Annotated in this window: 19 protein-coding genes and 4 pseudogenes; 16 read left to right on the plus strand and 7 right to left on the minus strand. The window is 59.8% G+C overall.

The annotated features are described in order from the left end of the window. Window positions 1–151: 151 nt before the first annotated feature. The 3 genes from NKI95_RS26200 to NKI95_RS26210 are packed head-to-tail and all read right to left on the minus strand — an operon-like array spanning window position 152 to window position 4,595. On the minus strand, window positions 152–1,222 hold the full coding sequence (locus NKI95_RS26200; RefSeq protein WP_352720313.1) for a hypothetical protein: 1,071 nt from the start codon (window positions 1,220–1,222) through the stop codon (window positions 152–154). 32 nt (window positions 1,223–1,254) lie between these two features. After that, window positions 1,255–3,030 carry an ATP-binding protein gene (locus NKI95_RS26205; protein ID WP_352720314.1) on the minus strand — a complete coding sequence of 592 codons (1,776 nt, stop codon included), beginning with the start codon at window positions 3,028–3,030 and terminating at the stop codon, window positions 1,255–1,257. Continuing rightward, window positions 3,027–4,595, minus strand: coding sequence for a DEAD/DEAH box helicase (locus tag NKI95_RS26210; RefSeq protein WP_352720315.1), 1,569 nt, complete (start codon window positions 4,593–4,595; stop codon window positions 3,027–3,029). The genes NKI95_RS26205 and NKI95_RS26210 overlap by 4 nt, the downstream gene beginning before the upstream one ends. A 180-nt stretch (window positions 4,596–4,775) precedes the next feature. On the opposite strand from NKI95_RS26210, the gene NKI95_RS26215 reads away from it, so the two are divergent. The 9 genes from NKI95_RS26215 to NKI95_RS26255 all read left to right on the plus strand — a co-directional run bounded on the left by NKI95_RS26215 (window position 4,776) and on the right by NKI95_RS26255 (window position 14,550). After that, the gene (locus tag NKI95_RS26215; RefSeq protein WP_352720317.1) at window positions 4,776–5,705 is read left to right on the plus strand and encodes a hypothetical protein; all 930 of its coding nucleotides are present in this window, start codon (window positions 4,776–4,778) and stop codon (window positions 5,703–5,705) included. 64 nt (window positions 5,706–5,769) lie between these two features. Beyond that, window positions 5,770–6,906 carry a cysteine desulfurase family protein gene (locus NKI95_RS26220; RefSeq protein WP_352720318.1) on the plus strand — a complete coding sequence of 379 codons (1,137 nt, stop codon included), beginning with the start codon at window positions 5,770–5,772 and terminating at the stop codon, window positions 6,904–6,906. Between the two features lie 38 nt (window positions 6,907–6,944). Then, the gene (locus NKI95_RS26225) at window positions 6,945–7,877 is read left to right on the plus strand and encodes a DUF4007 family protein (protein WP_352720320.1); all 933 of its coding nucleotides are present in this window, start codon (window positions 6,945–6,947) and stop codon (window positions 7,875–7,877) included. Next, entirely contained in the window at window positions 7,874–11,203 is a 3,330-nt protein-coding gene (locus NKI95_RS26230) for a hypothetical protein (protein WP_352720322.1), read from the plus strand. The genes NKI95_RS26225 and NKI95_RS26230 overlap by 4 nt, the downstream gene beginning before the upstream one ends. Next, window positions 11,200–12,045 (plus strand): phosphoadenosine phosphosulfate reductase domain-containing protein, encoded by an 846-nt coding sequence (locus tag NKI95_RS26235; RefSeq protein WP_352720324.1) that lies wholly within the window; start codon window positions 11,200–11,202, stop codon window positions 12,043–12,045. The genes NKI95_RS26230 and NKI95_RS26235 overlap by 4 nt, the downstream gene beginning before the upstream one ends. Before the next feature lie 125 nt (window positions 12,046–12,170). After that, on the plus strand, window positions 12,171–12,689 hold the full coding sequence (locus tag NKI95_RS26240) for a hypothetical protein (RefSeq protein ID WP_352720326.1): 519 nt from the start codon (window positions 12,171–12,173) through the stop codon (window positions 12,687–12,689). An 81-nt stretch (window positions 12,690–12,770) separates the two neighbouring features. Further along, window positions 12,771–13,028 carry a type II toxin-antitoxin system VapB family antitoxin gene (locus NKI95_RS26245; protein WP_352720329.1) on the plus strand — a complete coding sequence of 86 codons (258 nt, stop codon included), beginning with the start codon at window positions 12,771–12,773 and terminating at the stop codon, window positions 13,026–13,028. After that, a complete protein-coding gene (locus NKI95_RS26250; protein WP_352720343.1) occupies window positions 13,028–13,414 on the plus strand; it encodes a type II toxin-antitoxin system VapC family toxin in 387 nt (128 codons plus the stop codon). Before NKI95_RS26245 ends, NKI95_RS26250 begins: the two co-directional genes overlap by 1 nt. Then, complete coding sequence (locus NKI95_RS26255; protein WP_352720330.1) at window positions 13,411–14,550, plus strand: site-specific integrase; 1,140 nt, start codon at window positions 13,411–13,413, stop codon at window positions 14,548–14,550. The genes NKI95_RS26250 and NKI95_RS26255 overlap by 4 nt, the downstream gene beginning before the upstream one ends. 44 nt (window positions 14,551–14,594) lie before the next feature. Here the strand turns inward: NKI95_RS26255 and NKI95_RS26260 are convergent, their stop codons facing one another. Next, window positions 14,595–14,735, minus strand: coding sequence for a hypothetical protein (locus tag NKI95_RS26260; protein WP_352720332.1), 141 nt, complete (start codon window positions 14,733–14,735; stop codon window positions 14,595–14,597). A gap of 69 nt (window positions 14,736–14,804) precedes the next feature. Then, entirely contained in the window at window positions 14,805–16,466 is a 1,662-nt protein-coding gene (locus tag NKI95_RS26265; RefSeq protein WP_352720334.1) for a tannase/feruloyl esterase family alpha/beta hydrolase, read from the minus strand. Window positions 16,467–16,659: 193 nt separating this feature from the next. Between NKI95_RS26265 and NKI95_RS34525 the strand changes: the two are divergent. Together NKI95_RS34525 and NKI95_RS26275 are read left to right on the plus strand one after the other, a co-directional pair. Then, window positions 16,660–16,749: pseudogene (locus NKI95_RS34525) on the plus strand (helix-turn-helix domain-containing protein); the annotation flags it as partial. Next, window positions 16,710–17,200, plus strand: a pseudogene (locus NKI95_RS26275) (hypothetical protein); the annotation flags it as partial. The pseudogenes NKI95_RS34525 and NKI95_RS26275, both read left to right, overlap by 40 nt. A gap of 977 nt (window positions 17,201–18,177) precedes the next feature. Here the strand turns inward: NKI95_RS26275 and NKI95_RS26285 are convergent. Then, window positions 18,178–18,495, minus strand: a pseudogene (locus NKI95_RS26285) (integrase core domain-containing protein); the annotation flags it as partial. A gap of 5 nt (window positions 18,496–18,500) precedes the next feature. On the opposite strand from NKI95_RS26285, the pseudogene NKI95_RS26290 reads away from it, so the two are divergent. Beyond that, window positions 18,501–18,878 (plus strand): annotated as a pseudogene (locus NKI95_RS26290) (IS30 family transposase); the annotation flags it as partial. Window positions 18,879–18,928: 50 nt separating this feature from the next. Here NKI95_RS26290 and tyrS read toward each other — a convergent pair. Further along, window positions 18,929–20,188: a tyrosine--tRNA ligase gene (gene tyrS / locus NKI95_RS26295; RefSeq protein ID WP_031212411.1), complete on the minus strand. Its 1,260-nt coding sequence runs from the start codon at window positions 20,186–20,188 to the stop codon at window positions 18,929–18,931. Window positions 20,189–20,227: 39 nt separating this feature from the next. On the opposite strand from tyrS, the gene NKI95_RS26300 reads away from it, so the two are divergent. The 4 genes from NKI95_RS26300 to NKI95_RS26315 all read left to right on the plus strand — a co-directional run bounded on the left by NKI95_RS26300 (window position 20,228) and on the right by NKI95_RS26315 (window position 24,249). After that, window positions 20,228–20,380 (plus strand): hypothetical protein, encoded by a 153-nt coding sequence (locus NKI95_RS26300; RefSeq protein WP_352720338.1) that lies wholly within the window; start codon window positions 20,228–20,230, stop codon window positions 20,378–20,380. A gap of 195 nt (window positions 20,381–20,575) precedes the next feature. Next, window positions 20,576–20,842: a type II toxin-antitoxin system prevent-host-death family antitoxin gene (locus tag NKI95_RS26305; RefSeq protein WP_023679089.1), complete on the plus strand. Its 267-nt coding sequence runs from the start codon at window positions 20,576–20,578 to the stop codon at window positions 20,840–20,842. Further along, window positions 20,839–21,261 (plus strand): type II toxin-antitoxin system VapC family toxin, encoded by a 423-nt coding sequence (locus NKI95_RS26310; protein ID WP_352480554.1) that lies wholly within the window; start codon window positions 20,839–20,841, stop codon window positions 21,259–21,261. The genes NKI95_RS26305 and NKI95_RS26310 overlap by 4 nt, the downstream gene beginning before the upstream one ends. 921 nt (window positions 21,262–22,182) lie before the next feature. After that, window positions 22,183–24,249: a carbamoyltransferase family protein gene (locus NKI95_RS26315; RefSeq protein WP_352720344.1), complete on the plus strand. Its 2,067-nt coding sequence runs from the start codon at window positions 22,183–22,185 to the stop codon at window positions 24,247–24,249. Window positions 24,250–24,413: the final 164 nt, after the last annotated feature.

Below are 24,413 nucleotides of genomic sequence, written 5' to 3' on the forward strand. Positions count from 1 at the left end.
CGACTTCGGCTCGCTGGGGTTCGATGCAGTCCAATAGTGCGCGACGCTACATCGGTTCGGTTCCCAAGAACCGGGCTTTCATCGCATTTAGTAGGTGCGTGGCCCGGCCGCGCGTCACGGGGGTGACTGTCTCCGCTGCCGCTGCGACGATTCAGACAAACGCGTCAATCGGCACCGTCGAAATGTGAACTGCTCGGGTAGTTCCGAGCACGGCCCGATGGTCTGCGGTCGACGCGAGCGTCACCTTCCTTACCGATCTGAATTCGGGCAACGCACCGTATTTCACGAACAGTTCAAGTTTGACATCCTGTTCGGGCCACATGTCAGTGGCGAGACCGGGTCCTTCCAAGGGCACGAAGAGCACGTTCGCTGTCCGAGCAGACCCCGGCAGCACCGCAAACTCTCCGAACGGGATGCCTGCGGAGCGATCTACCGTCTGCGAGATAGAACCTTCAGGCAAGACGACCGACGGAAGATACCGCATCTGCCTGCCTACCCCGTCAACCTTCACCCGGAACCATTCGACAACGACCACGGACAGCCCGCCGTTGACGACAGTAAGCGGGAGCACGAGATGGAACGCTCTTTCGTTCATATTGATGGGCCCCGCGAGGGTGACGGTGCTCCACAGGACCTCGCAGTTGGCCACCATCCGGTGCTCAATGGCCTGAGGGTAAGCGGCCAGTATCCAGTTGACGAGCAACCCGTCGAAAGTCTCGCGCTTGAGGGAGTCTCCCCTGATGGAACCATCGAGGATCTTAGATGAAACCGTGACGACGATCGCTTCCCTGATCGCGATCGGAGTAGGAGCGATAGTCTTGTCGGAAAGATACCGGTCCAATTTGGCAATAGCCTGGTCCATCAACGCCAATGTATCTATAGATGATGGAGGGGGAACTTCGACCCCATCAAACGGCACATCGTCAAGTGCCGCCTGTGCGAGGGGGCCAGAGAGCAGCAGTTGATACCTGTCAGCCGCCTGAGACTGCTTCAGTTCCCTACACCAGGTCACCACTGCCCCGCGGCCGATGATGTTCTTGGACGACTTCACTTGTTGGGCGAGCCGTCTTCCTTCCGGCAACTCCCACAAGATATCTACCTTATCGTTGGCAGAATCCGGCTCGACGGTGACCGCAGTCCAGTCGTTGCCGGGTTCGAGCGCATCAAGAAGACAAACTAGCGCCTGAATCGCGAAGCCACGAACTGCCTCACGCCCTCCCATCGGCCAGCTCCAGCTCGAAACTCATTCCGGAATTACTCCTCATCTGAAGCGTAGAAATCGCGGGCCACCCGACCCCAGTTCTCCCGCATCTCCTCCATGGCCGCGCTCGCCTTCGTGCTCGGCGACTCGTCTTCCATGCGGGCCCAGGCAGCAATCAGGGCCAGGACCTGCCGGGCGTATGGGTTGGGGGTGGCGTTTTCTTCGCGCAACTCCTCGAATAGCGCGGCGTGGGCCGGGTGCCGCGTATTTAGGGTCACGGTAATGAGTCCACCGACCAACGAAACATCGAACATGGAAGAGCCCGAGATGTCGGCGTGCTTGAACCTGAATTTCGAGGATTTGGTTACGTAGTCTACCGCGATTTCCCGAGCCTTTTTGGCATCGACCCCGTCGTTCGCGATGTCGGAACTGATCGCGTCCATACGCTCGGTATCGGGTGCTTTCTCGTCGCGATCGCTCTGCCCCGTATCTCCCAGGCGTTCGCGTCTCCGCTTCACCGAAGCCGTTGCCGCCTTTTCGGCGCGCGTCTCGTCCGTTTCCTCCGATTTGGCGACACGCTCGCCTTCGCGCATCTTCGCTACCTTCGCCCGCATCGCGTTCAACAGGCGATCAATCTCCTTGCTGATCCTGTACATCGGTAGGCGCGGATCTCGATCCTCTTCTAGCGAAGCCTGGAAGTCCGCCTCCGACATGGCCTCGGCTTGCGCATCCTCTTCGAGGTCGCGTCGGATGAAGCCTGTGGCGGACTGCTTGTTGTTCGTCACTCCGAACACGTCGTCCAAGGCGGGATCGAATACGACTTCTACCCCCCACCAGCGTTCCCTTGGGTCATACGAGTTCTCGAAGCTGCGATTTAGCTCGAGTTCCCTGTCCGCCCGCACCACCGAGATGCCGATGTTCTTCCGGGCATGCTGGCCGATCGGTTTCGCTCCGCCGCCCCGCCTCGCCTCGGGCTTACACACGGAGGCGCGGATCTTGACAATCGACTCGCCCCCATTGTACCCGACCGTCAATTCGACCGGCTCGCCGAACGGATCGAATGCCGGAATCTGGTCATAAGGGCTAGGTGCATTGGTCCCGCTCATCAGGAAAAGGGGATCGTTCGGACGGACGAAGCTCTGATAACCGGGGGCGTATATCCCGTCCCCCGCCTCGTAGGAGGCGAGCCGTATCCTTACCGAGCGCTTGTGGATGAAGTGGCGGTAAACACGACCGGCAATAAATTCGGTGTTTCTGAGCAACGCCCTACTCTGCTTCCAAGAGACACGGTCGAGGTCGCTCCAAACCACCAAAGTCCCGTGAGGGCCGATCTCGGCCGCGACAAGTTTGAGCCATTCCTTGGGAATAGCCGATACTTGCGGTTCGGGTACCTCGGTCATCTGTCCCCGCTCCACCTCACCGACATCGAGGTAGCTGTGATACACTGACCCTTCTTGCCAGCTCCATACGTCGACGCGGCGGCACTGCGAGATCGAGGAATTCGGGAGGCCCATGCCGAATTTGCCGATCCCCTTCTGGTCCTTTACCTGAAGGCGCGTGCCGTTACCGAACTGCAGCGCTCCCCGAAGGGTTTTTGGGTCCATACCAGCGGCATTATCGAAGACTGCCAGCCTTGACAGCCTGCGCCTGGAACCGCCTGCTGGGACTTCGTCGATGCAGATCAGCTCCACATCCGTAATCGTCCCCACGCTTTGACCGGATTGTATCGAGTTATCGATCAGTTCGGCCAACGCGTGCGCCGTGTCGCGATACCCGGAACTTCTCATCGCTGAGATGGAGAGGTTCTGCGGAATGACGGGAAAGCTCATTGTTTTTCCTCGTTTTCAAATCTATTCCACCGCGAGAGGTCTTCCACGAGCCGCAGGAATGCAGGTACGGGATCGGCGATGGCCAGGACCCGCAAGGGCTTGTCCGGCTTTTTGCGACCGCTTGCGGTTCGCCCCACCATCTCGGAAAGCACGGCTGACGAACTCGTCGGTCTGGCCAGGACTAAGCAAGTGACGTCGGGGACCACGTGCCCCGGCACGAAAACCCCATGCACGCATAGGACGGTCGTGTCCAATCGTGAGTTGAAACGCTGCATCTGGACGACTCGGTCGTTCCACGCCATCTGGCCAGTAATTGCCATCGCCTTTATCCCGAGGAACCCGAGCATTCCATTCAGGAGGTTGGCGTGGTCGGCGGTCGTGGCCTGAAGGACGACCTTTTCGTTTGCCCGGTTCAATTCTTCCATCAACTCGATGAGCATCGCATTGCGTCCGACATCGGACGCCAGAGCGTCCGCCAAATCCTGATGCAAGTCCAACTGGGCAGCATCGACGGTCAGCCCCGTCACTGGCGAGAATTTCGTCGTCACATCGAAGGGGTCTATGTCGCCAGCTGCAACGAGCAGTTGCGGAGCTTGGTCGACCATGCATATAGACCTTCCGGTCAGGGCATCCATCACGCCGGTCGCATAGCTGCTCTGGCGCAGGGTAGCTCCGGAAGCGGAATAGATCGCCGCAATGCTGAACTGCCCTCCTTTACGCATTTCCTGAAGGAGGGAGGCGCCGATAGGATGCCCGAGGTGCTCCGCGTCATTCATGACGACCACACATGCCCTCGCGCCCAGGCTTGCCAGGTTCTGGCCATCCGCGGCGACCCTGTCAAGGTCGGCGATGACAATTCCGCTCGAGAGGGTAGCTAGGTCCGGGAGCGCGTGGTTGCCGTACAGCCTGTAGGCCGTCACGTCGACAAGACCCAGATCATGCCAGACATGGGTGAGCTCCAGAAATGCCTCGTCACAGAGAGCTGGATGCGGGGCAATCCAAACGACAATGCTGTCGGCAGCCGCCGAGCGGAACAGGTCCAGCGCCGCTGCAGCGACCAGCCGAAGCTTCCCCGCGCCAGGCGGCATGTGGACAAGCACAACCTGGCTACTGTCCGCGAGACGGTTCCGCAGTTCGCGGAAGGCATTCGCCTGGTGCTCCCGGAGCTTGTTGCTGCTGGGCGCTTTGCTGGAGCTCTCCTGCTCGACCTGGTCGGACCCGTCGTACGCGAGGCCGAACCACCTGAAGAGCAGGTCGGTATAGAAGGGTCGATCGAACGCAACGGCGCGCAGGGTCAACTGTGGCGCGCCAGCGGGAAGTTCGAGCAGCTCGCACAACTCTGCCGCTTCCGAGGAGTTCATCTGCTCGAACAGCAGCTTGCGCACGTCGTCCCGTTTGAGTGCACCCTCGGCACCGAATATGCCGACCACGAACTCGGCCAAGCCGAGGGGCGTCTTTGCCTCGGGCCGTTTGATCTCAAGGAGCTCGATCGCCGAAGCTCCGAGCAATCCGGTAAGACTCGACGTACCGCAACGTTCTAGAATTCCTACGAGCTTGGTCGCCACACTTCGCCCCCGCGGGAATCACCCGGAATGCCAGGTGCGATTGATCGCACCGTTCAAACCCAAAACCAATAGAGGGACCGTTGCAACGCTTCCAATCTCGGTTACCTTCCGCACCGCGACCTTGACTGAAGCATACCGGCCGCTCACCCCATTCGCAGCGATGAAAGCAGGACGCATTACATGCAGGAACTTTCGGAAGACCCGGACGAAATCCGGCTGTTCGGTGAAATAAGGGAGGTGTTCGAACGCTATCCGAACGCAGCCATCGACCTGCAAGAGGAAGCGATCAACATCCTGCAGGTGGTTCAGGCGCTGCGGGGAAGCAAAAACGTGTTCTTGGGAATGGCGGAGGACGAGGTCCGGGCTGGCCCATACCGGGAAGTGGTCAGGCTCGCGAAGGATTACGGGTGCCTCTCCGGCAGCGGCAAGGTGAACGTACACCATAGGTATAGGCCGCTGAAGATCGACGACGCCCGCGTCGCCCGTGAGGTGGACAGCAGGAGCTCGGCAGCAACGTCGGTGTTCTGGCTTACGCGAAACGAAGCCATTCACGAAAAATTCGTGGCAGGCGACACCTCGTTCCTTTCGGACGCGCAGCTACTGGACTATCCGCAGTGCTGCGCCGCGTGGCACTACGACTGCTATTTCGCTCGAGGCGTAGAGGCCTTTGCGGAAGTCTATGGGAAAAACACTTCGGTAGACGACATTCTTGCCCACCTGCGCGACACGGGCTGGCACCAGGGTTCCGGCTGGTTCTTGCCACGGGCGTATTACCTAGCAGGTATTTTGCGGGGCAATTATGTCTACCCGTTCGTAGACCACATAGCTTGCCCCGGCTGCCTGAAGGACGTCTCCGGCCCCACCGGCGTGATGAACTCGCGAAACTCGGACGCCATAGAATCCTTAGACCCTTCCAGGCACGCCTCGGTGCTCAAGTACGCCAGGGGCCTGCCGTCGAGGGTATCCGCCATCATGGCATATCCCGGCGATGCCATCGCTATGGAGATCGATGGATATGATCTGAGCATTCGCGCGAGAGACGCCTACATCAGGCACAGCCGCTACCTATTCAAGTCGCTCGGTTTAGGGGAACAGTTTCCGCGCCGCTAACGAACGTCGATGTTTGTATCCGGAAAAGATCTACCTTATCCGAAGCAGCCGAGGACAGCTCGATTTGAACCAGATTTACCTTGACGGACATTCCACGACGCCGCTGGCGCCCGAGGCCCTGGAAGCGATGGCACCTTGGTGGCACGCGCAGGCGGGCAACCCGCATTCCCCTCATCTCCGCGGTATGATGGCGTCGTCCGCCGTCGAGGCGGCCCGCATGGATATCGCCAGGTTGGTCAATGCCGATTCGCAGGAGCTGTTCTTCACGTCGGGAGCAACCGAAGCCAACAACATCGCGGTTCGGGGTACTGCCCTTGCCGCGCTCGATGGCGGGAGCCCCCGCCGGCAGATCATTGTCTCCGCAATCGAACACAAGAGCGTACTGGCATCCGCCCATTCGCTCGAGAAGATGGGTTTCGAGATCGTCGAAGCGCCTGTCAGTCGAAACGGTGTCGTCGATCTCGACCGGCTCGAACCACTGATCGGCGAGGGGACACTTCTGGTCTCGGTCATGGCAGTCAACAACGAAGTCGGGACGATCCAGCCCGTTTCGACAGTGGTCAATCTCGCCCGGACGGCCGGCGCCCTCGTCCATGTCGACGCTGCGCAGGCGGCCGGCAAGGTACCCCTGGATTTCTCCGATTTCGACTTGGCCAGCCTGTCTTCGCATAAGTTCTACGGCCCAATGGGGATCGGCGCGCTCTTCGTTTCTTCCGCATCCCCGCTCCGGCCCTTCGCGCTACAGTTCGGCGGGGGGCAGGAAGCGGGAATTCGCCCCGGAACTGTTGCCACGCCACTGGCGGTCGGCTTCGGAGTCGCAGCTAGCCTGGCCAACGAGCGTCTACTGACCGATTCCGCCCATCAAAAGGCGATGGCTTGTACGCTGTTGGATGAGTTGGCGTCGCTCCAGACAAAGTTCATCGAGAACGTTCCCCAAAAATATCGTGTGCCGGGCAGCATCAGCATCAGGTTTCCGGGACATAACGCCATGTCACTCGTGAGCCGCGCAGGTGGACGCCTCGCGATTTCTGAGGGCTCTGCTTGTACGAGCGGTCAGATAGACGCTTCTCACGTCCTCTCCGCCATGGGATATACTTCGGAAGCGGCAGCAGAGACTGTCAGGATTTACTGCTCTCGATTCACGACCGGGATCGAAGTAGCGGAAGCTGCTCGAATTTTGTCGGACCTCGTGCGAGATTAATGATTGTCGCTGGCGACCGTCTCCAGTAGCATTCAATCATGACTGACGAGCTTCACCTCCCCATGACACAAATTCGCGTCTCGGGCCATGAGACCTTCCCGCTGCGCCTTCTTTGGCTGAAGAAGGCGTACGACGTGGCGTCGGGTCCCCACGGAGTCGACCGCAGAACATTTCACGAACAAAGCGCAATCGCCCGCTTCGGCGTAGGTAAGAATATGGCCCTTTCGATGCGCCATTGGGCTCTCGCCGCAGGCGTCATCAGCGACGACGGCGAAGCAGCCCTAACCGCAACGGATTTCGGGCATATGATTTTCGGGAACGACGGGCTCGATCCATATCTGGAACAGCATTCGACGCTATGGCTTATTCACGCCAACCTCGTCGCAATCCCGGACGTGGCCACGACGTTCTACTATGCGTTTAACAGGATCAACCAGTCGGCATTCTCGCGCGAAGACCTGGTTCAGGCGATGGCGGTGATCGTGGGATCCCGTGGAGGCCGTGCAACGGTGGAAACGCTGAAGCGGGATGTCGAGGTGTTCGTACGGAGTTACGCCGCGCGAAGCCAGGACGCCGGGGAGGACGCATCCGAGCCGCTGATGGTCGAGCTCGGCCTTCTGCGGGAGCTGAAGTCCAGCGGACAGATGGAATTCGTACGCGGCCCCAAGAATACCCTCCCGGATGGCGTATTCGCGCGTGTCCTCAAGCGTTACTGGGGACGTAACCACCAGCAGTCACCGACGCTGTCCGTGGAGCAGGCCCAGTATGGGCCAGGCTCGCCGGGCCGCGTGTTCAAGCTCGACGAGGACAGCCTTGTCGCCAGGCTCATGAGGATTTCCGATGTTACGGGCGGCAAGATGACTTGGACGGATACCGCAGGGCTCCGACAGGTTGCCCTCGTAGGCAATTTGGCCGAAATCGATGAACTGACGCTAATTGCAGCGAGTTACAAACGTCGGAGGGCGGCGTGACCAAGCTTTCCAAGGTCGTCAGGGTCGAGCGTCGCTTCGCCCTTTCGGCAAGACTGGACACCGATTTTAACGGCACGCCTCCCCTTACGGGCTATGTCCTGCAGTCGAGCGTCCGGAAGTCGCTCGAGGCGATGCTGGGCGGGATAGGGGAAGGCTCGCAGTACGCATTCACATGGACGGGGCCCTATGGCGGCGGCAAGTCCTGTGCGGCACTGCTCGTGGCCAACCTGGTTGCCGGAAGCAAGAAACAAAGGGCTCTGGCCGAGGAAATCGTCGGCAACGACTTGGCGGAGGCTTTCAGCCACTCGTTTCCAGGCCGCGGAAAATCGTGGGGCATCCTGGCGCTGACCGGCCGGCGCACGAGCCTATCAGGCGGCCTCGCGGACGCGGCTTCGGATAGGTTCGGCTGGTCTGGCGAGGATAAGGCAACCGCTGCTGCCGACGAAAAGGCGCTGGTGGACCGACTGGAAGCGGAGGCCCGGTCCAAGGGCGGCCTGCTGATCATAATCGACGAACTCGGGAAATTTCTCGAACACGCTATGGGAGGGAAAGGCGACATTCATGTCCTCCAAGACCTCGCAGAGCGGGCCGCACGGTCGGACGGTCGGTTGGTCGTCGTCGGGATACTGCACCAGTCTTTCGAACAATATGCCGGACGCCTCAACCGCAGCGCGCGTGACGAGTGGGCCAAGGTTCAGGGCCGCTTCCAGAACGTGCCGTTCGTCGCCCAGGCTGACGAAGTGGCGGCATTGCTCGCCCGCGCGATCCATTCCGAGCAGACGCCCCGGAGCGCCCTCGACCTTGCCGCGAGGACCGCGACGGCCATATCCAAACGTCGGGCGGTTGACGTACCTGTACTGGCGCAAGTACTGGCCGATGCCTGGCCGCTTCACCCCGTATCCGCCCTGCTGTTAGGCCCGCTGTCGCGGCAACGCTTCGCGCAGAACGAAAGAAGTGTCTTCGGTTTCCTCTCGTCGGCGGAACCCTACGGGTTCCAGGCACATCTCGCCCAGGCCGACGTTGAGGACAATGCGCTCTACGGACCCGACCAACTCTGGGACTACCTGGTGGCTAACTTCGGCACCGCCCTGATTGTCGGGCCCGACAGCAACCGGATGACGCTAGCCATCGAAGCGGTCGAGCGCGCCACGTTGCAGGGTGTGTTAGCCGCCTATCTGACCAAGGCCGCGGCCATCATCGAATTGTTCCGCAACGGATCGGGGCTTGCCGTCGCCGATGACGTTCTTGCCCTGTGTGCGCCGACGCACAGCCCCGACGACGTTTCCGCGACGCTGGATGACCTGGTGAACAGGGCGATCCTTATCCGCCAGGCAAGGCTTGGGGGCTACGCCCTATTCGCCGGCAGCGATTTCGATCTGGACGATGCCATCTCAAAAGCCAGTCTCAAGCTGGATGCCGACGTCCTGGCCGATCTTCCTTCCCGCCTGGGCATCGGTCCGATCGCCGCCAAGAGCCACTACTTCGCGACGGGCGCCCTCCGGCTGTTCAACGTCGTCCTGCAGTTCGCGGATGACGTTCCGTTAAACCCGGCCGCATGGGCAAAGAGGACGGCGGCGGCGCTGGCCAAAAGGCAGCGAAACTCCTCTGGCCTTCTGGTGCTCATCATGCCGGATGCACGCACGTTCGATGCCAAGCCGGAGGTGGCGGCCAAGATTCTCAGCCGCGAACTAGAGGAAGCCGGCGTTCTCGCAGCCGTGGCGGCTACCGACCGTGTCTATTTGCTGCGCGACCATGCCTCCGATCTCTATGCGATCGATCATGTCGAAGCTTCCCATCCCCGGCTGGAGGGTGACCGTATTGCCCGCCGCGAGCTGACCGCCCGTCGCGCACAGATCACCGACGCTGTCCGCGGCGAGCTGGTTGAAGCCTTCTTCGCCTCGCGGTGGTGGGCATTCGACAAGCGGGAAAGTGACTTGGACGGCAAAGGACTGACGGTAGTCGCCTCGGCCCTCTGCAACGCGTCATTCGATAGCGCTCCGGTCATACAGTCCGAACTGCTTTACCGGGACAAGCCTTCGTCCAGTGCCATGGCCGGCCTCCGCGCGGTGTTGCACGCCATGGTAGCGAAGCCGGACATCGAGGATCTCGGCATCGAGAACTACCCAGTGGAGCGGGGTCACTATCTGACGGTCCTGTCTCCGCTGGGGCTTCATCGCCGCGACGAAACGGGGGGCTGGAGGTTCCATGATCCCGACAAGCAGGGTGCGGGAGCTAAACTTGCTCCAGCTTGGAAATTGCTCAAGGAAAAGAGCGTCAACCTCGGCGAGCTGTTCGACCGATGGGCCGGTCGCCCGTTCGGCATCAAACGCGGTGTCATGCCGATGCTGGCGCTCGCCTATCTCCTGGCGAACCGAAGTCTGGTGGCAGTCTATGTTGACGGTCTTTACCAGGCCGTCATCAACGACGTCGTAGCGGATCGCCTGCTGCAGGATGCGTCGGCCGTCGAGTTCAGGCGTATTTCCCGGTCCAAGCGCGACGTGGAATTCATCCGTCAGCTCGCCACCTTGCTGTCCACGGAGGAAAAGATTCTCGAGGCTGAGGCCCTTCCCGTGGCTTCCGCCCTCTTCCAACGGTTCCACGCGCTTCCGCTTTGGACTCAGCGCACCAGGCGCCTGGACGAGCGAGTGCGGCGGGTCCGCGATGTCGTCCTCAAGGCAAACGATCCCGAGGTACTGCTGTTCTCCGAACTGGCGACTGCCCTTAAGGGCGAGACCGATCCTGCCGTGACGATCGCCGCGTCGCTGTCCAAGGCGGAGACTGCATACCCGGCCATGGTCCATGAGCTTACCCGCCAGCTAGCGGAACACCTCAGCGTGGAAAGCGACACCTTCGAGGGTATCGGTTTCCGCGCCTCTACGGCCGCCGGAGTGTCTGGCGAACTTCGCCTCGAAGCCTTCATCATGAGAATCGGCGAATTCGAGGGCGGAGCGGGCGACATGGAAGGTCTGGCAAGCCTGCTCGTTCATAAACCGCCGCGGAATTGGTCGGATCGCGAGCAGGAACAAGCCGTGTTCGAGATGGCCAAGCTCGCCCGCCGTTTCCGTGATGCCGAGGCGTTCGCGTCGGTCAAGGGCCGCGCGCCGACGGCCAGGGCAATCTCCGTGGTGATCGGGCTGGATCCCGCACAAAGGCCCTTGTTCCACGCATTCCATGTGTCGGAAGACGAGTTTGCCGAAGCAGACGGAATAGCGGAAGAGCTATTTCGGCAACTCAAGACAAGAGACCTCCGGTCGGCGGTATCGCTCACTGCGCTGGCCAAGATAGTAGAGCGGCTGTCGGCAGAACAGGAATTGGAGCAGATATGACCGTGGTTCGCGAGCGTCACATACTCGGTATATCAGGCGGGCGTGACAGTGCCGCCCTGGCAGTTCACATGCGGCAGACCCGACCGGATATCGACCTCGAATACTTCTTCACTGATACGGGCAAGGAGCTGGCCGAGGTATATTCGTTTCTCGACAAGCTGGAAGGCTTCCTGGGCAGGCCAATCACGCGCCTCAATCCGGACCGCGACTTCGATTTCTGGCTCAAGGAATACAATCACTTCCTGCCGTCGCCACAAACCCGATGGTGCACCCGGCAACTCAAGCTCCGACCGCTGGAGCAGTGGCTGCGCGACGATCTGGAGGCAGGTGTCACGATCCACTCTTACGTCGCCATCCGCGCCGACGAGCCCAGCCGAGAGGGCTACCAAGCTACTAACGGCAACATGCAGATTCACTTCCCGCTCCGGGAAGACGGAATCAACCGGGCGGGCGTGAGTGAGACTCTGGAGAGCGCCGGCCTGGGCGAGCCCGAGTACTACCGCTGGCGTACGCGCTCGGGATGCACTTTCTGTTTCTTCCAGCAAAAGATCGAGTGGGTGCGTCTGATGCGCGAGCATCCAGAGGCGTTCGCAGACGCTCGTGGATACGAGAAGACTGCCCGCGAGCATGGATCGCCGTTTACCTGGAGTCAGGGAGAAGGTCTGGACGAGCTCAGCAAGCCGGAGCGCGTCGAGGCGATCGAGAAAGAATTCGAAGTCCGCAGGGCACGGTTGCTTTCGCGTCGGCGCATCAATCCGCTTGCAGGCGATCAAGCGCCGACCGTGGATGATGTGTATGGCATCGGCGAAGCCGCTGCCGGCTGTGTGATCTGCCATAAATAGCACAGGCATAATGGCTTGGGTGACGCGAAAGACGCGAAACCTCTAAGCACTCGTTACAACCACGGCGATGAACAAGCTAAACGAGGGAATGGTCGGGTAAACGAAAGGTACCTTCGAAGCAAAGCTTGGAGCTTACACTGCCGAATATGTCGTCGCGGCGGGATTGCATAGGGGCTGAGCTGGCTGCGGCCCCGCTCGTCCGCGCCCTGATTGGATTGCGGCAGGACTATTTCAGTGGTGAAGATGGAGTCCTGCTGGCTCGATCGCCACGCCAAAGGCTGGCGAGGGATCCCGTAGCAGGCGCCAATCTGCTCCTGCGCTACTGGCACAGCGCGCTGGATGCCGGCGATGATAACCTGGATAGCCTCGACAAGCTGGTTGCTCAGAGAGAATTTGGACTCGTCAAATCCTGCCTGAGGCGGCAGCTGCCGAATGCACCGCCCGATCTGCCTGAGTCCGCGTTGCGCCAGGCCTTGGTGACACCGGCATCAGTGCTTTCGGACCAAGAACTGACTGATCTGGGCCACGCTTGTCATGACATGGTCAACCTTGGCCGCGAGCAGAAGTACGGAGTTACATGCGCTTTGTACCACAACATCCGCCTAAAAAGGCACACCCTGCCGCGTATTCAAAACGAACGATAATGTTGCATTATCATTCGTTGTTTACGAGGGCTAGGGGACCATGGTAGAATACGCCAGAAAGGTAGAATTTTGGAGTCTTTCGTGTCCCTGAACATCAAAAATCCGGCCACCGTTGCTCTCGCCGATGAACTCGCACGCCGCCAGGGTATCAGTAAGACAGCAGCCATCCATCAAGCCCTTAGCGAGCGCTTGCATCGCTTGGGCTTTGGAGAGACCGCTCAGGAGTGTCTGTTGGCAGAATTGCGCGCCATCCGAGAAAGAGTGGCACGATTGCCTGAACTGGATACTCGCAGCGACGAGGAGATCATCGGGTATGACGAGCATGGAATCCCTAATTGATGGTGATCGATACCTCAGCCGTTGTAGCGATCCTTCGTAGCGAACCTGAGGCAGCAAGGCTGGAACGAGCGCTGGTCTCCGACCCAATCCGTCTGATCCCGGCAACCTGCGTGCTCGAGGCACGCATGGTGCTGGTCAGCAGGCGCGGCGAACACGCATTGGCCGAGATCGATCTTTGGCTGCGCAAAATCGAGGCCGACATCATTCCTGTCAACTCCGAATTGGTTGATCTGGCGACCCAGGGTTGGCTGACCTACGGCAAGGGCCACCACCCGGCGGCGCTGAATTTTGCCGATTGCCTGTCCTATGCTTTGGCAAAGCGCGCAGATGAACCGCTGCTTTTCGTCGGCAAAGACTTCTCTCAAACGGATATCGAAGCGGCATGAGCATGGCTGGCGACGCGCAACGATCATCCGCTGCTTCCGGCGAGGACGACATGCCCGACATCGTCGATATCGTCATGCAGATGGGCGATGCCGACCTAGCCTCGTCCCCTCCCCTTCCAGCTATTGCCAATCCCAGCCTGCCTGCGCATCCGCATCTTGAGGCGCTCGCCGGCCGCGCGCGCGATTATATCGAGGCGGCGAGTTCGGCCAACACGCGCCGCGCCTACGCAGCCGACTGGAAGCATTTTTCGAGCTGGTGCCGGCGCCAAGGCATCGAGATGTTCCCGCCCGATCCTCAGGTCGTCGGGCTCTACATCGCCGCCTGCGCGTCAGGTACGGTCACTGGCGACAAAAAGCCCAACACCGTTTCAACCATCGAGCGCCGGCTTTCGTCGCTCTCCTGGAATTTTGCCCAGCGCGGCCAGCCGCTGGACCGCAAGGACCGGCATATCGCCACGGTGATGGCTGGCGTTCGCAACACCCACGCCTCCCCTCCCCGGCAGAAGGAAGCGATCCTGCCCGAGGATCTGATCGCCATGCTCGAGACCCTCGACCGCGGCACGCTGCGTGGTCTGCGCGACCGCGCCATGCTGCTTTTGGGTTTTGCCGGCGGCCTTCGCCGATCCGAAATCGTCGGCCTCGACGTCGGCAGGGATCAGACCGAGGACGGACGCGGCTGGGTCGAGATTTTTGCCGATAAGGGTCTGCTTGTCACATTGCGCGGCAAAACCGGCTGGCGCGAGGTCGAAATCGGCCGCGGCTCCTCCGACGCCACCTGCCCTGTGGTCGCTCTGCAGACCTGGCTAAGACTGGCGCGCATTGCGCACGGACCTCTGTTCCGGCGCGTTGCTGGTCAAGGCAGAGCCGTCGGTGCCGATCGCTTGAACGACCAGGAGGTCGCACGCCTGGTCAAGCGCACGGCGCTCGCCGCCGGCGTGCGCGGCGATCTGTCGGAGGGCGAACGGGCCAAGAAATTCGCCGGCCACTCACTGCGCGCCGGCCTCGCCTCGTCGGCCGAGGTCGACGAACGCTATGTGCAAAAACAGCTCGGCCATGCCTCCGCGGAGATGACTCGAAAGTATCAGCGCCGGCGCGATCGTTTCCGCGTCAATCTCACCAAGGCGTCCGGGCTCTGAAAAGCCCCCTCCCCTGCCCCGTTTTGTCCGCTGGGATGAGGCGGTCAGATCTCAGGCGATAACAATACCTCATCGAGCACAGCGAGCGCTGTATCCAGACTATCGGCGGCCGCCGCTTCGTAGTCAGGCATGATCATCAACTGCGTTATGGCACGGCCCACAAATTCCGGGTTTAGCTTTTCCAACCGATCCTTGGTCCGGGAGACCTGTTCCGGGAATGCGCGCAGATTGAAGCGAACAAATGACGAGGTCTCTTATCCCCGACACGAATAGCTCGCGATCTCATCGGGATTTCCCTTACCGTCATAGGCAGCTTGAGTGGGATAAGCGCAGATCGGCTGGTGCTTGCCAGGGAATGCCTTGCTGCCAGCCGCGAGAGAGTCCGGAGCCTTGTCTTGGTTTATCCAGCCCTCGATGGCGGCCAAAGGATCAAAGTCGTCGAAGGCTTGGCCATCGCCGCAGTGGGTCATCCCCGGGATTATGAACATGCGCACGAAACGGCGAGTCGCTTCCAAATCGCCGCCGCCTGTGACCTCGACGACTTGCTTGTACCAGCGCACCAGATCGTTGGCCGAGAAGACCGGATCGGAAAGTCCCTGAAACAAGAGCAGCTTTCCACCGTGGGCAGCGAAGCTGGCGAGATACGTGCCGGTCGCATCATTGAGCTTGGCCGTATCCGCAACGCGTGCCGGATCCTTGTCGAAGTCGAAGTTCAGGGGGTCAAAATTCGGCGCCGGGGGCGTCATGAAGTAGTATTGAAGCGAGCGGGCTCCCAGAACGATGTTGTTTGCATCCGACTGGGAAGTGGGGGATTTGCCCAGCTTCCACATTCTCCAGTCCGCGCCCGCAACGCCCGTATCATATGGCCAATCGCTGTAAAGCTTTTCGCCATCGGAGCTTTCCGGACCCGCGAACGCGCGGCTCATGGCCTGCACTTGACCAGCCGTGAGGCAGCTGTCCGTCTTATCGCCTTGGCAGGACAGGACCTTTGGGTCGAACCGGCACTGCTGCCAGGCGTTGATGACGCGATCCTCAATGCCATCGCGGGCATCACAGGCAGCGAGAACCGCGTTGGCGACGAGGTTCAGATCCTGCTGGGAGAAGGCGCGGGATAGAATGGGATGGCCGGCCTCATCCTTGGGAGCGATGCTCATGTACTCGCGAGTATCCCAGGCTTGGGCAATGTTGGCGGCACTGAGACGAAAACCCGGGCTACCTGCAACAATCCCGTCGAACTCGAGCGGATATCGCTGAGCCGCTATCAACGCCTCACGACCGCCATTCGAGCATCCCATGAACACCGACTTTTTCGGAGCCGCCCCATAGAACTTGGCCACCACCTGCTTCGAGACCGAAGTGACTTTGCCAATGGAGGCGTACGCAAAATCAATGCGTGCGGCTTGATCGACCCCGAAAGCCGGATCGGGGCTTGGGTGCCCGCCATCCATGCTTACAACAGCGTAGCCGCGCAAGAGCCCGGGAGCCGCGGTCGAGTTCCGGCAAGGAATGGTCCCGACGGCCGGCGCCAGGAAGCCATCAACTGCGCCGCCGCCCTGGAAAAGGAACATGTCGTTCCAGGTCGTCGGAAGACGCACCTCAAACCGGGTGCCATATGATTGACCATCGACCCCCTGGCGTTTCCCGATAACACCTCGGACAAGGCAGTGCCCGCCCACTTTTACCGCCTGAGGCGAGGCGCCGGTGAATGCAGTGAAGGGATCTGCGGGGATCTCCTGCGGCTTTTGAAGGCTAGCCTCGGTAAAGATCACGCTTGGAATTGTGAGCTTGGCGATGGACCGGCACGCCTGATCCGACGCGTTTGCCGCCAGCGCAGGCGCACATACACATATGATCGCCAAAATCAGTGCCAGGGTGCACCCGCGGTCCCGCAGCTTGAGCCCGTTAGCCAAGAACATACCCATCCTCCCTGGATGCCCCGATAGCCCGAAAGCTGATCGCATTGGTAGCTAGTTGTGAGCTTTCAGAAGGTTATCCATCCGGTCCGGACCGGGAAAGCTGAGGTTGTCGAAGCTTCAGTGATTCCAGTGGGACCGGATGAACATCCATAAGAGTACCCGTCTGACGCCGCTCGGTCGAGAGCGAATTGTAATGCAGGTCGAGAGCGGACAGACGCCTGAGGCCGTCGCGAAAGCCGCAGGCGTCTGCCCGCGGACGGTTCGCAAATGGCTCGACCGGTATCGCGCCGAGGAAATGCCAGGATTGCGGAATCGCTCATCTCGCCCTCATCGGCTGCGCCGGCCGACGCTGGTGCGCGCGAGCGGTTGGATGGGCTTCTGACCGAAATGTTGGCCGGTACATAAGCCGCTTCATCTTGCTTCGCAAGTTCGAGCTCGGCAACAATTCCGCGGCGGCAAACCGGCTGCTTGACCGACTGGAGTTCCTGCGCGGTGGGTCTTGATCCGCAAGTGCTCGCCGGCATCCGCAACACCGCATCGCTCGCCTGCGTCGGCAGGGTGAGCGCTATTTCACCGATGGCTTGCGCGATATCAGCTCGGATCGACGCTGGGCGATCCTTGCCGTTTGCGCCGTGGAATGGGAGGCGGCGGTCGCCGATGCCGTGGTCGAGACCCATGACCGGATCGTAAGGAAGACCTGGCGAGAGACTAAGGAGGAAACGGGCTTGACGCTGCAGAGGCTCTATTCGGCCGACATATGCGAGCAATTCTATGAAGCGGACCGCGACGCCATTAGCCTCCTGCCGGTTTTCGTGGGTTTCGCGGGGTCGACAGAGACGGTGCGACTGAATGCCGAACACAGCGAGTTTCAGTGGGTCCCCTTCGATCAAGCGGTCAACATGGTTCCGTTTGCCGGGCAGCGGAACGTGCTCAGGCACGTCCAGAAAGAGTTCGTCGAGCAAGAGCCAAATCGCTGGCTGTTAATTCATCCGCCACGCTAGGCAGCCGGGACGACGCGAGCGGCCGATTCCCACCCCTCCGGGCCGTCAGGGAAGGTGGAAAATCGACCCAAAGCGTCCTCCAAGCGGCGAATTTCGAAGTAAGTTTTCCGCCTTGCTGGAACCCTGCACCTTCATAGAAGCGCAGAGTGGACTCCCTCCGAGATCCAGTCGCCAACAGAACCTTGTAGCAATCGGCGTTCCATGCTTTGTCGAGCGCGGCATGAAGGACGGCGCGGCCCAGCCCAGTAGCCCAGTCCGGCGATGGTTGGCATCTGTCACGACGTTTTCGATTACCCCGTAAAGACGGGCTCCCCGGGACAAGTTGGGAACGATCGCGAGTGTGCAGGACGACACGAGCAGCCCTGCCATATCGACCACGAAGACAGTGATCCGATTCGTATGATTGGAAAGTGGATAGTGACAGACCCTCAGCCTTCAAACCAACAACACACGAGCATGGGCGGGTAACCGCTGCATGTCGGTTGTCCACCCTACTGAGACAGATGGGAACCGGACAGCTCGCGACCCTTTTCGGACCTTGGTTCGAGAAAGCTCTACCGGAAGCAAGATGTTCGTTCGTAACAAAATGGACCGATCTCTGCTCTGTGGCGTGTGCGTTCAAGCCGCTCGGGGCGATACCCGCAGAAACCAGCGAGCTTACCATCGAACACCTGCTAAGCTCATTAGCAATGAAGCAACGAAGGTGGAGGCTAGGTGTTTAGTCCCGGCATTTGATGGGTGGGATCGAGTCGGAACCGTTCGGGCTCTTTTGCCCAGATTTTGCAGATGAACTCGTAGGGTGTTAGGCCCTTGAAGGTCTTAAGCCGGCGCGCGAAATTGTAAGCTAAGATGAAGTCGGCGAGATGCCGGCGCAGTTGATCGTGATCGTCATAGTGGAAGCGCTTGACGGTGGCGTCCTTGATGGTCCGATTCATCCGCTCGACCTGGCCGTTCGCCCAGGGATGGTTGATCTTTGTGAGCCGGTGCTCGATGCCATGTTCGTCGCAGATGCCGTCGAAGATGTGCTGAAGGGATGCTGGTCAAGGTCGCCAACAAGGATACCGAAAGCGTCGTCTCGGCACTGATCAAACAGGCACGGAAACTCCCCGGCGAACTGTACCAGTCGTTGACCTGGGACCGAGGTAAAGAGCTCGCCGATCACCAGCGCCTGACCTTGGCCTCCGACGTCGAGGTCTACTTCTGTGATCCGCGGTCGCCGTGGCAGCGCGGCTCCAACGAAAACACCAACCGATTACTGCGCCAATATCTGCCGCGCGGAACCGATCTATCCCTGCACAGCCAGACTAAGCTCAGCGCGATCGCACGGCAGCTCAATGAGAGGCCGCGAAAGACCTTGCTTTATCAAACCCCAGCTGAAAAGTTCGCGGAGTGTGTTGCAGGGATCAGTTGAACCCACCCCGCTAAGCGGGCAGAATTTCTGCGACAGCATTTGCTGAAACCCTACTTTACAACAGTGTGGCGCTTCCGGCCGAGCGAAAGCCGGATCGGGAGGTCTTGGGACGATATCATTGTATCAATCTCGACGAAGTTGCCGTTGATCCGCACACCTCGTCCCGAGATCGCCCTTCGCGCTTCCCCTTTGGAGGAGGTCAATCCGGCGCGTACCAGCAAATCCACAAGGGCTACTCCGGCCAAGCCCTCGGCGTCATTTAGATGAAGCGTCGGTAGCCCCTCTGCGGCTTCGCCCTGCCCAAATGCTTGGCTAGCCGTGGCCTCCGCCTGTTTGGCGGCGTTAGTTCCATGTGCCAGGGCCGTAGCTTCGTTGGCCAGACGTTCTTTGACGGCGTTTAGCTCGGTTCCTTCAGCCTGTCCAAATCGCTCGATCTCGTCCATCGGCAGATCGGTGAAAAGCTTCAGGAACCGAACGACATCAGCGTCTTCCGTGTTACGCCAGAATTGCCAGTAATCGTATGGCGAAAGGCGATCTTCGTTGAGCCACACAGCTCCGGCAGCCGTCTTACCCATCTTGACACCTGAAGAAGTCGTCAGAAGCGGCGTAGTCACTCCGAAGACTTCCTTTCCATCCGTCCGCCGTATCAAGTCGATGCCATTGATGATGTTCCCCCACTGGTCGGCTCCACCCATCTGCAGACGGCAACCGGTCCGGCGGGATAGCTCAAGGAAGTCGAACGCTTGGAGGATCATGTAGTTGAATTCTAAGAAGCTCAGGTTCTCCTGCTTTTCCAGCCGCGACTTCACACTGTCGAAAGAGAGCATCCGATTGACGGAGAAATGCCTGCCGACGTCTCTCAGCATGTCGATCCAACGAATGCTGTCCAGCCAGTCGGCATTGTTCACCATCACGGCATCCGTCGGGCCGTCTCCGAAGACAAGGAGACGGTCAAAGACCTTTCTGATCCCTTCAATGTTGGCGGCGATCCGGTCGTCCGTCAGCATCGGCCGCGCCTCCGAACGGAAGCTGGGATCGCCGATGCGGGTGGTCCCACCCCCAATGAGAACGATGGGTTTATGGCCAGTCTGCTGAAGATGACGAAGCGCCATGATCAGAAGAAGATGGCCGACATGAAGACTGTCAGCCGTCGCATCGAAACCAGCGTAAGCGGGTACGACGCCTGCTTCAAAGGCGGCATCGACACCCGGCAGGTCGGTCCCTTGATTTACATAGCCGCGCTCAATGAGCGTCTTCAAAGCGGCCGAACATGGTTCGGAATGACCGGTTGATAAATCGGGAAGTGCCATAGGGAATTCTCCTGGTATTGCCGCCAGGGGGTCCTCTCAATGAACAAGCCGCCTGACGGCGGCTTGTTTCAAGGCATGATCGAAACGCGCCGCTCCTTATGGAAGCGTCGCATAATAGATTGCAGCGATGAGCGCGGACTTGATCATGTGCCGATGCATAAAGGACTTTATCCGCACCTGCAAGCAATCTGAAATGGCTACTTCGGGGAGCTGCCGAGCCTTTGTCGCGACGATTTTGCAACTGACTTTTGCACCGTCGCAGAACTCAACTTTTGCGACAACATCTCACCAAGGCGTCCGGGCTCTAGAAAAAAGTCCCCCTCCCCTGTTGCGGTCACTATGCATTTTTATATAGTCACCGTAGTCACAATGGTCACGGAGGCCAGAATGCAGTCTGCTCCAAAAGAGGATGCCAACTGGACCGTCGCTCGGGCCAAGGCGCGGCTGTCGGAAGTCATCGAGCGTGCGCAGGCGGCGCCGCAAACGATCACGCGCAACGGTAGGCCAAGCGTCGTTGTCGTCTCCGCCGAGGAATGGCAACGCAAGACGGTGCGCAAGGGTACGCTTGCGGAGTTTCTGCTGGAGTCGCCGCTACGCGGCGCGGAACTCGACCTTGAGCGTCAACGCGATGAACCGCGTGATCTGCCGCTGTGAGGCTACTGCTGGACACGAATGTCCTGTCCGAGGTGACAAGGCCGGCGCCGGACGCACGCGTTCTGGAATGGCTGGACAAGCTCGACGAGGATCGCTCGTTCATCAGCGTGGTGTCGATCGCGGAAATCCGGCGCGGCGTTGCTCTCATGGGCGAGGGTCGGAAGCGTGAGGCGCTGGCCGAATGGCTTGCCCGAGACCTGCCTCAGCGTTTCGAGCAGAGAGTCCTCCCCGTCGACGAGCCGGTTGCTCTGGCCTGGGGCGATCTGATGGGTCTTGCGAAGCGCCGCGGCCGCGGGCTGACGTCAATGGACGGATTGATCGCAGCCACAGCGATTGCCCAGGAGCTCACTCTGGCAACGCGTAATATGAAGGATTTCGAAGGCTTCGGAATAGAGCTCTTCGATCCGTGGACTGCGTGAATCGCCCAGCACCTCATCCCGAATGCTCGAAGCGAATTTCGAAAAAGAAGTGTGGGTTTGCTCTCATACCCTTTGCTGAAATGTTGTGACAGAGCGCATGGAATGCCACGCGCTTCAAATCGGAGTAGCCATCCAGGAAGCCTGAAGCCCTTTGAAGCGCATGTCCGTCAGCTATTCATAGCGTGGATGACTTTGATCGAAACAAACGATTTCATAACTCTTCGGAAATCTTGCATGGACAAAAGCACGTCCGCACCGATCACCCATCCAAGGAGAAAATCTTCCATGCGCCCTGACGTGCAGTGGAGGTCGTGCCGAGAAGTGAGTTGCAACTGGCCGACCATGTCGGCGGTTCGACGCTAGTCGTCCCCAATGTTCCTGAGCTGCGAAGTCTTGCAGGCGAGCCCGCTGCCCAGCGCGATTCTGCTTGTGGGCGGGCTTATTGCCGCAGGCAGATCCGGTCGGCTCGTCTGGGCAGCGGATTGGAGACCCGGCCGGCAGCGCTACCATACAACATCAGCGCACTTTACATCTACGCGGTATTGCCGTGCTTCCAGTCGGTGCCATGTTTGGCCGACACATGACGCGATGCGGCCTCCTGCACAGCCGAAGGCGTTATCGGATGTGCGACCGGGAAGCAGGTGGACAGTGCAGCACGTGTCACTCGCTGTGCGACGGTCTTTCGGGGAATGAAATCGGGCCAGTTCACGGCGCGGTGATCCAGCCAAGCTCTCGGCGTCATGGAACGGCAGGCGCCACGATCGAAGCATCTCATGTTGATTCAGGCGGACCCCTTATGAGGCGTTCTTTGATGCCGGTGATGCCTGACAGGCGGTTGCAGCTGCAAGCGACAATGCGGCCTATTTAGTTGGAAACGGAGGCAGGCCAATTTGGCTTGCCCGTCACTATGTGGAGAAAGAAATGCTGTGTCTAGGAATTAGCGGCGGACTTGACCAAGTCCATGAAAACCGATTCGAGCTTCGGAACGCCTTTATGCACGATGGCGCCGCGGTGCTCGTCCGAGACGGACGGGTGATAGCAGCCGTCGAAGAGGAACGCCTCAATCGGATGAAACACTCCAACAAGCTCCCAATTCGTTCGATTCAATACTGTCTGTCAGCGGCGGGGGTTCAGCTCAACGACATTGATCGTGTCGCGCTCTACGCCAGCGAGCCCTATGCCAACGCCATGCTTGAAGGTATGTCCGCATCCCACCCGGACATTCTCTCCATTCCGTTGGATGCTAAAACGTTGGTGCAGGATCTGTTAACGCGTGAGTTCGGCACTAAGTTGGACAGTTCGCGTATTTCATTCGTAAGTCATCATCAGGCGCACGCCGTGAGCGCCTTTGCAATGTCGGGCTTCGAACAAAGTCTCATTCTAGCGATTGATGGCTCTGGTGATTTCCTATCGGGCCTCTTGGCGGTAGGGTCTGGCACAGAAATTACGCAACTCGAGGCTTTCCCCGAGAACAATTCTCTTGGGCTGTTTTATCTCGAGACGATCCGCTATCTCGGCTACGGCTTGTTCGACGAGTATAAGGTAATGGGACTCGCGCCCTACGGCGACCCCGCTCCCTATCGCGAGCTCTTCGAGCAGTTCTACGAGCTCTCCGCCAACGGCGGTGGCTACCGTGTTCACCTCGACCGCATCGGTCCGGCGTTGCTCCGCAATATCGAGGTCAGGCGAAAGGGAATGCCCTTCACCCAGCAGCATCGAGATGTGAGTGCGTCACTGCAGGAAGCGCTTGAGCGGATCGTGTTCCACATTCTCCGGCATCACCGTGAGGCCACCGGCATGAAGCGGTTGTGCCTGGCGGGGGGGGTGGCCCACAACTGTACGATGAACGGTAAGCTGCTGTATTCAGGGCTTTTCGAAGACATCTTCGTGCAACCCGCGTCTCACGACGCTGGCTGCGCATTGGGAGCTGCGCTGATAGTCTCTAACGAGATGGGCCGCCCCGCGCCGTGTGAGCGACTGCAGGAGGTCTATTGGGGTCCTGATCTCGGGAGCGAGCGCGCCGTGCAACAGGAACTGAATGCATGGGCCGGACATCTCGAGGTTGAACGCTCTGATGACGTGGCAAGCAGTGCAGCCGACTGGATCGCCAACGGCGCCGTGATCGGCTGGGTGCAGGGTCGTTCGGAGTTTGGGCCACGTGCGCTGGGCAACCGCAGCATTCTTGCCGACCCTCGGCCCGCCGCAAACAAGGACCGGATCAATGCGATGGTCAAGAAGCGCGAAGGCTATCGGCCCTTCGCGCCATCTGTGCTGGAGGAGGATGCGAGCGAATTTTTCGACCTCCCGGACGGTAGGCACGAATTTCCATTCATGAATTTCGTCGTTCGCGTGCGTGACTCAAAGCGCGCCTTGCTCGGTGCCATCACGCACGTCGACGGTACCGCTCGCCTGCAAACAGTATCGCACAACGCCAATCCCGCGTACTGGGAGGTCATCAATGCGTTCAAGAAGCGCACAGGCACTCCAATTCTGCTCAATACGTCCTTTAACAACAATGCCGAACCGATCGTGGATTCGGTTGCAGACGCGATTGCCACCTTTCTGACGACAGAGCTGGATGGACTTGTGGTCGGGCCCTTCCTGGTAAAAAAGCGGGCTGCAACGCTGCAGGATTGGACTGCGCTTGCGGTTTCGTTGCCGCCCTATGTGTCCCTCCATCAAACCCGCGCTTACAAAGCGCCAGATCGTCGGGAAACTCACTGCGAGATCGGCACGACCCACTTCAACAGTGACAGTGTGCGAATTTCACACGACTTGTTTAATCTGCTGATGCGGATTGAGGGCGAAGCCATGTTGGGAGATCTCCTCAATACAATTGCGCCGGATCAGGCTAAGCGTGACGCTGTGATGGAGGGCCTGCGACGACTGTGGGAGCAGCGCCTCGTTCGGTTGCATCCCTCACAAGCTGCTCGCACGGATCAAGACTGCGATCAAACGCTGGACCAGCATAACAGGCTCTCAGCGTGATAGCGATGCCGCTATCCAAGCTCGGCGAATAAACGTGTTCATCGACGCCGCCTGCCACCGCACGGGGGGGCGGGGGGGGGCGTGATGCCAGGGGTGGTTTGTGCCCGGGAAGTTGGGCGCCCCCGGCGCGGAGGAAAAATACCCGGCGGGGGGGGGGGTGTTTT

The organism is Mesorhizobium sp. M0306 (assembly GCF_040321655.1).
GTDB lineage: Bacteria > Pseudomonadota > Alphaproteobacteria > Rhizobiales > Rhizobiaceae > Mesorhizobium.